Here is a 12067-nt window from a genome sequence, read left to right on the forward strand (position 1 = left end):
GCCACAGGCAATTTCAGTTCTATTGCAGCCATTCCGTTGACCTTTCCCCCCGAATGGTATCTGATCCCCTGCAAACAGATATGGAGCGACAATATGGATAATCAGAAAGCCTCTTACACCCCAGGCACCCTCTGCCTTGTGCTGGGAATTCTCTTCGCCATTTGTGTCATCGGTTCCACTCTGTTGGGCAACATCTTCGTCGCCATCGCCCTGGCCGTCGTCGGCCTGATTGCCGCCTGGTTTGCGACAAACCGCATCAACGGCCCTCTCAGCAAACTTCATGACGGCGTGTACCGGATCAACAACGATGCCAAGAAGTTTTATCTCGACGAAGTCCTGTCCTGGGAAGCGCTTGGCCCCCTCGGCGCGGAAATAAGCAAGGCCCTGTCATTTAACATGCTGCGCCGGGAATACTACCGCGGCGCGGTGCTTAGCGTCGGCACGCCTTTTTTCATCTGCAACAAGGAAGGCCGCATCACCCACGCCAGCCAATCCCTGACCGATATGCTCCGCAAAAAACACGAGGCCATCATCGGCAAGACCGTGAGCCAGTCCTTTTACAACAAGGACGGCGCGTCGTTGACGGAGAAGGCCCTCAAGGTCGGCGGCTCCGAGAACGCCGAGCGCGATCTCACCCTGTGGGACGGCCGCGTGATCGCCTGCCATTTTTCCGTCAACTGTTTTCACGGCGTGCGCAACGACCTCCTCGGCGCGGTGACCTGCATCACCGACCAGTCCACCCTGCGCACCAAGCAGCAGGAACTCGAACGCTCGCAAGCTGATTTGCACAACCTCGGCGGCGACATCAACGAGTTGGCCCAGCGCGTGGCCTCGGCCTCGGAAGAGCTTTCCGCCTCCTCCGACGAACAGGCCCGGGGCGCGCAACAGCAAAAAGGACAGTCCGACGCCGTGGCCACGGCCATGGAGGAAATGACGGCCACGGTCATGGAAGTGGCCAAGAACGCGTCCAAGACCTCCGAGGCCGCCGACAGCGCCAACGAAGCGGCGGAAACCGGCGCCGTCCAGGTGCGCGAGGCCGTGACCGGCATCAAGGCCGTGGCCGAGTCCGCCGGCAAGCTCGGCCAGGTGGTGACGGCCCTGGACGGCCAGGCCGCCGAAATCGGCCGCATCATCGGCGTCATCAACGACATTGCCGACCAGACGAACCTGCTGGCCCTAAACGCCGCCATCGAGGCCGCCAGGGCCGGCGAGGCCGGACGGGGATTTGCGGTCGTGGCCGACGAGGTCCGAAAGCTGGCCGAAAAGACCATGACCGCCACCAAGGAAGTGGAAAAGTCCATCCACCAGATTCAGGAAGGCTCCCGCCATGCCGTGGACTCCATGCAGGAGACCGACGAGCGCGTGATCACGAGCACCGACGCCACCCACAAGGCCGGCGAGGCCCTGGAACGCATCATGGAGCGCATCCACGAAGTGACAGGACAAGTGAGCCAGATCGCCACGGCGGCCGAACAGCAATCCGCCGCCGCCGAAGAGATCAACCACAATATCGAAGTCATCGCCCATGTGGCCGCCGAAGCCGACGAGGGCGCGTCCCAGACCGCCCAGGCCACCCGCGAGCTGGCCGAACTGGCCCAATCCCTCCTGACCCTGGCCGGCACTTTCGCCGACCGCCACGAAGAAGACATGAAGCTGCGGACCTCTGCGGGCAATATGAAAGGCATCCTGCCCAAGCTCATGCAGGAATTCATCACCGAGCAGTACGGCGAGGCCGTCTTCAATGCCATGCAGGAGGAAATGGGGCATCCCACCTTCCTGCCGACCCAGAACTATCCCGACCAGGTCCTGCGCCAGATGGCGGAATTCGTGTCCACCAAAGCCGGTGTTTCGGTCAAAGACATCTTCCTCACCATGGGCCGCTACACCATAAAGGGCTTCCACCACCTCTACCCCCGGTATTTCAAGGCCCAGAAGCTCAAGGAATTCTACCTGACCATGAACGACACCCATGCCCGGCTGACCAAGGACATGCCGGGACTGGAGCCGCCGAAGTTCACCTACGAGGAAAAGGGCGCGACCCTGGTCATGACCTACCACTCGCGGCGCGGCTACCCGGAATACTACGAGGGCATCCTGCGCGGCGCGGCCGAGTACTTCAAGGAACCGGTCACCATCACCGTTTCGACCGGCGACAAGCATACGGTGCGGGCCGAAATCGTCTTCCCGTCCCTGCCCGCCGGCGGCGCCCGCAAGGCCCTGGCTTCCTGAACATCCCAGGCGCCGGCGGAGGGGCCTTTGCCTCCGCCGGCGTCCCGTCCCCGCGTTTCCCTTCCAAAAGTGGCGTCCATGGCATAGGAATCCTGTCATGTTTTCCATATGGTCCAAGCCGCCATGTCCCTGACCCTCGCCACATACAGCTTCGACGACCCGGCCTCGGCCTGCGCCCGGCTGCGGCTGTATGATCCGGCGGCGGCCCTGGGCCGCGACGTGCGCCTGCTGCCCGGAGCCATCCCCGACGGTCCCGGCCACCATCTGCGCCTGGACATCCTTTCCCGGGCGGACGTCATCCTGATCCAGCGCTATTTCCCGAGCCCGGACACGGCCGGCATCCTGGATGCCCTTTTCGCCTCGGGCAAGCCGGTCGTCTACGACACCGACGACGACTGGACCGCGCTCGGGGCCGAGCACCCTTTTGCCCCGGCCATGGCGGAACGCCTGCCCCACATCCTGGAAACGGCCCGCCGGGCCCGACTGGTTACGGTCACGACGGCGCGGCTGGCGGAGGTTTTCGCCGCCATAAATCCCCGGGTAACGGTCGTGCCCAACTTCCTGCCGGACGCCCTGTGGCGGCCGGTCGCCCCGCCGACCCGGCCGGTTGTCGCCGTGGCGCTCGCGGCAACGGCGTCCCACGAACCGGACATCGCCCCCCTGCTGCCGGTTTTGGTCGCCCTCGCCCGGGAACTGACCGGAAAGCTCCGGTTCGTTTTTTTCGGCTGCGCCCCGGACGCCGCGCGCTTTCGCGGCGCGACCGCAGTGCCCTTCGATCCCGCCTACGCGACCTACGCGGGACGGTTGGCGCGCCTGGGCTGCGGCGTCGGGCTGGCGCCCCTTGCCGACACGGCGTTCAACCGGGCCAAAAGCCCAATCAAATGGATGGAATACGCCCTGTGCGGCATAACCGGGATTTTCGCCGATCTGCCGCCGTATCGCGACGTGGTGGAACAGGAGCGTACCGGCCTGCTCGTCGGCCCGGACCCGGCCGACTGGGGCGAGGCCGTGCGCCGGCTTGTCCTCGATGCTCCCCTGCGCCGGACCCTGGCCGCAAACGCCCAGGAAACCGTCATGACCCGGCACATGCTTGCCGGCAATGCCGCCGCCTTCCTGCGCGCCTGGACCCGGGCCGTCACGGAGACGCCATGACCCCCCTGCCCGACTGGCTTGCGGCGCAACTGCCCGCCCCTTTTACGGATATGCTGTTGGCCGGAACCGTCGGCCGCGACCATCTGCTGCGCGCCGCCGCCCTGGCCGGGGCCGTGGCCGGTCAGGCCCAAGGCCCGGCGCGGGAGGTGTGGACCCGCCGCCGCCTGGGGCTTGTGGCCGCCGCGTTCGAGGAAGACAGCCTGCATGGCCAAACGGCCGCCACCCTGGCCCAGGCCCTGGCCGAGGCCGACGCCCCGGCCGACCCGGCTTTGGCCGCCGTACTCCAAACCCTGGCGCGCGATTTCCGGATTCCGGAGAACACGGCCTATTACCAGCGTCTGTTGGCCACCGGCGACGCCCGGCGCATCGAGGCCTACCTGGAAAACGAATGCCGTGGCCGTTTTGGCCTTTTCTGGCTGCACGTGGCCCTGCGGCGGGACATTTTAGCGCGGGATTTCGACCGGGGACTGGCGCATATCGCCCTGGCCATGCCCGAAGCGCTTGCGCCGCTGGCCGACAAGCTGCGGGCCGATCTGGCCCTGCTCGCCGGTCGGCCGGGCGAGGCGCTTGGCCTCTACGAACGCTCCCTGGCCCGGGCTCCCCGGCCGCTTGGGCGCTTTCGGGCCGGGCTGGCCGCCTGGGCGGCCGGCGAGCGGGAGACGGCCAAGGCGCATTTCGCGGTGACGCTTGCGGCCCTGCCCGAACACGTCTCCGCCGCCCTGGCCCTTTTTGATCTGGCGACCGGCCGGGACAGGGAAACGGCCCCCATCGCGCCGTCCGTGGCCATCGCGCTGTATACCTTCAACAAGGCCGCCGACCTGGACGCCACCCTGGCCTCGCTTTTCGCCTCGGCCATCGGGCAGGCCCGGGTGACCGTGCTCGACAACGCCTCGTCCGACAGCACCCCTGACGTGCTCGCCGCCTGGGCGGACAGGATCGGAGACGAGCGCTTTGCGACCATCCGGCTGCCGGTCAATATCGGCGCGCCGGCCGCCCGCAACTGGCTGGCCGCCGATGCGCGCGTCGGGGGAGCGGATTTCGTCGCCTATCTCGACGACGACGTGGACCTGCCGGCGGACTGGCTGCCGCGGCTTTTCGCCGCCGTGCGGGCCTATCCCGAGGCCGGCGTCTGGGGCTGTCGGGTGGCCGACGCGGGCAATCCGGCCGTGGCCCAGGGCATCGGGGCCATGCTCGTTGCGGGAAAAACGCAGGCCGGCGAGACGGCCCTGCCCTGGCTTGGCGATCCCCATGCCGAAAGCTTCGATTTCGGGGCCTTTTCCCATCTGCGCCCGTGCCTGTCGGTCATGGGCTGCTGCCATCTCTTTCGCGGCGAACGGCTGCGCGCCGCCGGCGGCTTCGACATCCGCTATTCCCCTTCCCAGTACGACGACGTGGACCATGACCTGCGCCTGGCCCTGTCCGGACGACCGCCGGTCTATCAAGGCCATCTGGTCGTCGGCCACAGGCGCCCGGCTCCGGTTTTCGCCCCGTCCCGGCCGGACCAGATCGCCGGCGGCGAGGCCAACCTGCACAAGCTTTTGGCCAAGCATCGGGAACAGTTTGCCAGGCTCGCGGACATCATGCGGCAAAGCGCGCGCGAGGATCTGATCGCCAAATGGCGGGAGCTGCCCGACGTGGCAGGGACGGCGCGGCCTTAGCCGAGCTTGTCGCCCAGGGAAAATCCCAGTCGGAAGACCGTGCCGGGGGAGGCGGGACCAAAGGTCAGCACCCCGCGCAGCTGGCGCGTGAGTTGCACGACAAGCTGCATGCCGAGGGATTTGACCGCGTCGGGATGAAAATTGGGCGGCAGACCCACGCCATCGTCCTCCACCACGGCCTGTACCTGATCGCCCTCCCGGGCCACCGTCAGACGGATGTTCCCCTCCTGCCGGTCGGCAAAGGCGTGCTTGACGGCGTTGGTCACCAGCTCGTTGATGATGAGCCCGAACGGGATGGCCTTGTCCAGGGTGACACGGCATTCGGCCAGGTTCAGGGCGAAGCCGATGCTTTTTTGCCCGCGCAGCGACTGGACGACCTTGGGCACCAGACGCTCCAGATACTCCTTGAGGTCCACCCGGGCCAGATCGCCGGAACGGTAGAGTTCCTCGTGAATAAGCGCCATGGTGGCGATGCGGTTGCGGCTTTCCTCGAAAATGTCCTGGACGGCCGGATCCTCGATGGCGTCTTTTTGCAGGAAAAGCAGGCTGGAAATGACTTGCAGATTGTTCTTGACCCGGTGGTGCACTTCCTTGAGCAGCACTTCCTTTTCCAGAAGCGAATCGCGCAACTGCCGCTCCCGGATCTTGTCCCGGGTCACGTCGCGGATGACGCCGACGATAAAGCGGCCCCCAGCGGCATCGACGAAAAGCCCCTTGCGCGTGACCAGGGTATGCGAATGCCCCTCCTTGTCGGTGAATTGCTCCTCGAAAAGGTCCTCACGCCCCGTCTCCAAGACCATATTGTCGCGGGCGATAAAGACATCCGCCTCTTCCCGGGCCACGAAATCGTAGTCCGTCGCGCCGACGATCGCCTCCGACGGCTGGCCGAGCATGGCGCAAAGCGCTCCGTTGGCCAGCACGAACCGGTGTTCGTTGTCCTTGACGAAGACAGGGTCGGGAATGGCTTCCACGATCATCCCCAAAAACTCGCGGGAACGGCGCAGCTCGGCTTCCACGGCCCGGCGCTCGGTGAGGTCGCGCAGCACCCCCACCAGCCCCAGGAAAACGCCCTCGGCATCGAAATAAGGCCGCACCACCGCTTCCGCCCAGACCGTTCCCCCGTCCTTGCGACGCAGCTCCAGTTCCAACCGGCTGACGAAGTTCGGATCGACCTTGTTCCCGCTTATGAGTTGCTCCGCCGCCTGGCGGACCCGGGTAGCCGATGCGGGCGTCATCATCTGCTCGATGGTTTCGGCCATGGCCTCCTGGACGCTTATTCCCCGAAGCCGCCGAATCGAAGGACTGACGTAGGTCGGACGCTGCTGCGGGTCCAAGGTGAAAATGACGTCGTGGCAATTGTCGGCCAGCAGACGGTAGGTGAGGTCGCGCTCCCGCAAGGCGAGCTCCATGCTTTTGCGGCGCGAGATATCGCGCACGAACACCAACGCCCCGGCCGTGGCCTCAAGCGCAAACGGCACGGCGGCCACCTCCACCTCGAGGGGGGTGCCGTCCAGCCGCAGATAGCGCTGCTCCCGAAGCCGGGCCGGCGCCTTACGCAGCACATTTTGCCGCATGCGCCCGGCGGTGGCATCCTGGGAATCCTCGTGCACGAACGCCATGACGTCCCGTCCCACGATCTCCTCGGGGCTTGCCGCGCCGAAGAGTTTGGCGGCTTCCGGATTGGCGAAAACGAAACGTTCGCCGTCGTGAATGAGAATGGCGTCCGGCGCGCTCTCCACCACCAGCCGGTACTGTTCCCGGCTTTCGCGCAGTTCGTGTTCCTTGCGCCGGCAGGCGGCTACATGGCGATGCAGGAGGAGAAACAGAAAAGACGAGGTGACAAGGACAAAGGCCAGCCCCTTAAACGACGTCACCCGCAGCAGCAGGTCCGGGTCGTCGCGGAAATACATGGAGGTGAGACGATTGGAGAAAACGACCCACAGAAGACTGATCAGCAAATAGACCAGGGCGATCCTGGCGGGTCTGAGGTTGACCAGCCCTCCCGGGTCGTCCCGATCGTTTCGTCGCGTCATGCCCATCCGCCCACCTTGTTGACGAAGGCTCGTTGAAACCGCCCTTCTCCATCGCCGGTCACAGCATGTCCACCGGGTCGAGATCCAGGGTGAACCGCATCTTGACCGCGCCGGCAAGGGCTTTCCGACCGGCGGCGAATACGCGGCGTACACACGGCCAGTCCGGGGATTTGAACAGGCAGTGAAAGCGCCTGCGCCCGGCGACCAGGGCCAGCGGCGCCGGCGCCGGTCCAAGCACCCGTACCCCGAGCGGCGTGGCGGCCTGGCGCATGGCCTCGCCCACGGCGGCGACGACGGTGAAACCGGCCTCCCACTCCCGGGGAAAGCTCAGGCGCGCGAGTCCCAACCGGGTAAATGGAGGATAACACAGGCGCTTGCGCCGGGAAAGCTCCAGCTCGAAAAAACCTTCAAAATCGCCGCGAACCACGAACTGGAAAAAGGGGTCGTCGGGCATGCGCGTCTGGATGAGCACGCGTCCCGGCCGGTCTCCCCGGCCCGCCCGGCCGGCCAACTGGGTCAGCAGTTGGAAGGTCCGCTCCGAAGCGCGGTAATCGGGCAGGTTGCGCCCGAGATCGGCATCGGCCGCGATGACCAGGGTCACGTCCGGAAAATGGTGGCCCTTGGAAAGCATCTGCGTGCCGACCAGCACCTGGGCCCGACCCGAGGCGAAATCGGCCAGAATGGCCTCGGCCCGCTCGGGCCGCCGGGCGATGTCCTTGTCGAGCCGGGCCACCTCGGTTCCGGCCGGCAGGACGCCGGCCAGCTGTTCCTCGAGCATCTCCGCGCCGACGCCCATGGGCAGAAAGCTGGCCCCGCCGCAAACAGGGCACGGCGCGGGATGGGGCCGGCTGTGGCCGCAATAGTGGCACACCAGCCGTTCCCGATCCTTGTGGTAGGTGAGCGACAAATCGCAGTGGGGACAGCGCACCGGGGCCTCGCAGTCGAGGCAGAATAAAAGCGGCGCATAGCCCCGGCGATTGAGGAGAATCATGGCCTGGTCGCCATCGGCCACGGTTTCGGCCAGGGCGGCGGCGGCGCTGTCGGTCAAAACGCCCACCCGGTCGCCGGTTTCGCGCTGCCCGGCCACGGACGTGAGCTTCGACGCCCCGCGCATGTCCACCAGCTCGATGGCCGGCATGCCGCCGCCGCCGATACGGGAGGGCAGGCGCACCATGGGCACATGGCCCTCCCGGGCGGCGTGGAAAGTCTTGACGTCCGGCGTGGCCGAGCCAAGCACCAAGAGCGCCCCGGCCCGGCCGGCCCGGAAAAAGGCCACTTCCTTGGCCTGGTACGGCAGCCGGTCCTCCTGCTTGAACGCGCCGTCATGTTCCTCGTCGAGGACGATCAGCCCGATGTCCCGCAGCGGCAGAAAAAGCGCCGAGCGCGTGCCGACGACAAGCAGGGGCGCATCGTCGCCGCCGCAACGGCGAAAGGCGTGCTCGCGGGCGGCCGGCGGCTGGTAGCCATGGTAGAGCAGGGGCGGACAGCCCGGAAAGGCTCCGGCCGCGGCACGGTGCAGCCGGGCGGCCAAGGCCACTTCCGGAGCGAGCAGCAGCACCCGCCGTCCCCGGGCCAGCGCCTTGGCGGCAAGCTCCATGTACAGGCGCGTCTTGCCGCTGCCGGTTACGCCGAACACCAGCCGCGCCGCCCCGTCCGGGGCATCAAAGACCGGGGCCAAATTTTCGAGGGCGGCCGCCTGGGCGGCGGTCAGCGGCGGCATGGCGGCCAGGGACGTCTCCCTGCCCCCGGCCTCGGTCGGCCCGACCATGCAATCCGCAGCGGCGGCCCCATCGTCGAGGCGCACCAATTCCAGGCCCACCAGCCGGCGCAGGACGGTGAGGGTGTCCGGGCCGATCTTTTTCTTGAGGTCGGAAAGCGGCATGGGGCCGGCATCGCAAAGCGCGTCGAGGACCGCGATCTGCCTGGCCGCGCCGGGACGCACCGGCCAGGGCGGATCGGCGGCAAGCGCGCACAGCGGATCGGCCGCTTCCTCGGCCAGCCGGCAGCCCATGGCCCCCCTCCGCCAGGCCGCGACCAGTCCGGCCCGGGCCGCCGGGGCAAGCCGGGCAAGAGCCTTGGCCGCCATGCGCCGGGGCAGGCCGGATTCGGTCACCTCGAAGACCACCTGGGCCGTACGCATGCCGCGCGGCAAGAGCGTGCCCAGAATGCGGCCGGGCTCGGCCATGTGCCGGCTGGCCAGGTTTTTCACCAGCTCCAGATAGTCGGCGTCGCAGGCGGGACGGCGTTCCAGGGGCCACAGCACCGGCCGCAGGCGCACGCCCTCGGGCGGCGTGACCCCGACCTCCCAGACCACGCCGGCCCGCAGCATGCCGGCCACCGGCGCAAGCAGGCACAGCCCCACGGGGAAATCCTCCGGGGCGAAGCCGTCCGGCACGGTATAGGTCAGGATGGCATACGGCGGGGCCGTCAGGGCGACGGCCAAGGTGGCGGCAGTCATGGGACACACGGAAAACGCCCGGGAGGCACGCCTCCCGGGCGATACGGACAAGAAAATTCGGACCCGGCGGCCCGTTCGAACGGACTAATCCGCAAAAGGCAAAAGCTCGCGCAGGCGCGGCACCAGGGATTCACGCAGCGCCTCGTCATGCAGGGCAAAATAAATATTGGCCGTCAAATAATCCACCCAGTCGCCGGCGTCGAAACGCTGGCCCTGGATCTTGACCGCCAGCAGGCGGTTGTTGCCGGCAAGGCCTTTGAGGCCGTCGGTGAGCTGGATTTCGCCGCCATGGCCCGGGGTCACCTTCTCCAGATGGTAGAAGATGTCCGGGAACAGCACGTAGCGGCCGACAATGGCGAGCCTGGACGGCGCTTCGTTGACCTTGGGCTTTTCCACCAGATTGCGCACCCGGAACATGCCCGGGGCGAATTCCTCGCCGTCGATGATGCCGTAGCGGGAAACCATGTTCGCCGGCACTTCCATGACGCCGATGACGGGCATGTGCTCGGCCTGGGCCACGGTCAAGAGCTGCTTGATGCCGGGCTCCATGCTGAACATCAGGTCATCGCCGACCATGACGCAGAAGGGATCGTTCTTGCAGACCTCGCGGGCGCACAAAACGGCGTGGCCCAGTCCCAGCTGCTTCTTCTGGCGCACGGAGATGATGTTGGCCATCTCCGCCACCTCGCGCACCATCTTGAGCATATCGGTCTTGCCCGTGCGCGCAAGCAGGTCCTCGAGGGCCAGATTATAGTCGAAGTGGTCCTCGATAATGGTCTTGTTCCGGTTGGTGACGAAAACGACATCCTGCAGTCCCGAAGCCTGGGCTTCCTCGACGACGTACTGCACGATGGGTTTGTTATAAACGGGCAGCATCTCCTTGGGGATGTTCTTCGTGGCCGGCAAGGACCGCGTACCCCATCCGGCAACGGGAATGACCACCTTCTTGATTTCCATGCTCTTCTCCTTGAAAGCGCGCACTGCCCGGTATGATTGCGGCTGTGGCGGACCGCGCCCGTGCGTCCAGCCGGCCGATTTTGACCTATCCCGCGACGCCGGTCCGCCCTGCCGGACGGTACCACGCATCACCAACCGACGTTAATGGCTTTGCACGAACAAGTCCAGCCCCAAAAGGCATTTCCGACGCCCCCGTCGCTCAGCGCAAGGCCGTGGCCAAGACTTCGGCCAACTCCTGGCTCAAACGCGAGACCAGTTCCGGATCCTCGGCTTCGACCATGACCCGGGCCAGGGATTCGGTGCCGGAATAGCGCAACAGCACCCGGCCCCGCCCGGCCAGCTGGCGCTCGGCATCGGCCGTGGCCTGCTCGATGGTCGGCACATCGCAGAAAGGGATCTTGCGCGCCACGGGCACGTTCACCAGTTCCTGGGGAAAGGGGGACAAAAGCGTGGCCAGCTCGGAGAGTGGCCTGCCCCGCTGCACCATGATCCGCATCAGCTGGAGCGCGGCCAGGGTGCCGTCGCCGGTGGTGCTGTGGTTGAGGAAAATCAGGTGGCCGGACTGTTCGCCGCCAAGCACCGCGCCCTGTTCCCGCATGGCCTCGACCACATAGCGGTCGCCGACCGGGGTGCGCAACAACCGCCCGCCATGGGACTGCATGAACAACTCGAGCGCCATGTTGCTCATGACCGTGGCCACCAGCAGATTGCCGGAAAGCTTGCCCCGCGCCATGAAGTCCAGGGCGCAGATGGCCATGATCTGGTCGCCGTCGAGGATGCGGCCCTTTTCGTCGGACACGATGACCCGGTCGGCGTCGCCGTCGAGCGCGATGCCGATGTCGGCCCCGTGCGCAACCACGGCCCGGGCCACGCCTTCCGGATGCAGCGAACCCACGCCCCGGTTGATGTTGGTGCCGTCGGGCTCGACGCCGATTTTCACCACGTCGGCCCCGAGCTCCTCGAACACCTCGGGCGCCACCCGGTAGGCCGCGCCGTTGGCGCAGTCGAGCACGATCTTCATTTTGTCGAAGGAGACGTCGAGGGGCACGGTATTTTTGAGAAACACGTTGTAGCGGCCGATGCTGTCATGGATCTTGGAGGCGCGGCCCACCGCTTCCGGGACCGGCAGTTCCCATTGCTGGCCGCAGCCCTCGACCAATCCCGCGATCTTGTCCTCCACGGCGTCGGGGAGCTTGAACCCCATATGGTCGAAAAATTTGATGCCGTTGTCGGTGTAGGGATTGTGGGAGGCCGAGATGACCACGCCGACGTCCACGCGCATGTCGCGCGTCAGAAAGGAGATGGCGGGCGTGGGCAGCGGGCCGACCAGGATCACATCCATGCCGGCGGCGCAAAAACCCGAGGCCAGGGCGTATTCGTAGACGTAGCCGGAAAGGCGGGTGTCCTTGCCGATAAGGACCTTGTGGCGCCGGCCGCCGTTGCGCAGCACCTGCCCCACGGCCAGCCCCAGCCGCATGACGACGTCCGGGGTCATGGGGTAGGCGTTGACCCTGCCGCGCAGTCCGTCCGTTCCGAAGAGCTTCTTTTCCATGCATTCTCCCAGGCCGGATGCCTCCGAC

7 protein-coding genes are annotated in these 12067 nt (G+C 66.5%); 3 read left to right on the plus strand and 4 right to left on the minus strand.

Features of this window, described 5'->3' with window-relative positions:
- The first annotated feature begins 93 nt into the window (after nt 1–93).
- The 3 genes from K9F62_19130 to K9F62_19140 all read left to right on the plus strand — a co-directional run bounded on the left by K9F62_19130 (nt 94) and on the right by K9F62_19140 (nt 5039).
- Nucleotides 94–2229, plus strand: coding sequence for a heme NO-binding domain-containing protein (locus K9F62_19130; protein UJX40777.1), 2136 nt, complete (start codon nt 94–96; stop codon nt 2227–2229).
- Nucleotides 2230–2352: 123 nt separating this feature from the next.
- On the plus strand, nt 2353–3381 hold the full coding sequence (locus K9F62_19135; GenBank protein UJX40778.1) for a glycosyltransferase: 1029 nt from the start codon (nt 2353–2355) through the stop codon (nt 3379–3381).
- Nucleotides 3378–5039 carry a glycosyltransferase gene (locus K9F62_19140; protein UJX40779.1) on the plus strand — a complete coding sequence of 554 codons (1662 nt, stop codon included), beginning with the start codon at nt 3378–3380 and terminating at the stop codon, nt 5037–5039. The genes K9F62_19135 and K9F62_19140 overlap by 4 nt, the downstream gene beginning before the upstream one ends.
- Here the strand turns inward: K9F62_19140 and K9F62_19145 are convergent.
- From K9F62_19145 to glmM, 4 genes are all read right to left on the minus strand, one after another.
- The gene (locus K9F62_19145; GenBank protein ID UJX40780.1) at nt 5036–7078 is read right to left on the minus strand and encodes a PAS domain S-box protein; all 2043 of its coding nucleotides are present in this window, start codon (nt 7076–7078) and stop codon (nt 5036–5038) included. The genes K9F62_19140 and K9F62_19145 overlap by 4 nt on opposite strands.
- 52 nt (nt 7079–7130) lie before the next feature.
- Nucleotides 7131–9530 carry a primosomal protein N' gene (gene priA, locus K9F62_19150; GenBank protein UJX40781.1) on the minus strand — a complete coding sequence of 800 codons (2400 nt, stop codon included), beginning with the start codon at nt 9528–9530 and terminating at the stop codon, nt 7131–7133.
- 84 nt (nt 9531–9614) lie between these two features.
- Nucleotides 9615–10487, minus strand: coding sequence for a UTP--glucose-1-phosphate uridylyltransferase GalU (gene galU, locus K9F62_19155; protein UJX40782.1), 873 nt, complete (start codon nt 10485–10487; stop codon nt 9615–9617).
- A 199-nt stretch (nt 10488–10686) separates the two neighbouring features.
- Nucleotides 10687–12039, minus strand: a complete 1353-nt coding sequence (gene glmM / locus K9F62_19160; GenBank protein UJX40783.1) for a phosphoglucosamine mutase — start codon at nt 12037–12039, stop codon at nt 10687–10689.
- Between the last annotated feature and the right edge of the window lie 28 nt (nt 12040–12067).

It is taken from the genome of Desulfovibrio sp. JY (assembly GCA_021730285.1).
In the GTDB taxonomy this organism is placed as follows: domain Bacteria; phylum Desulfobacterota; class Desulfovibrionia; order Desulfovibrionales; family Desulfovibrionaceae; genus Solidesulfovibrio.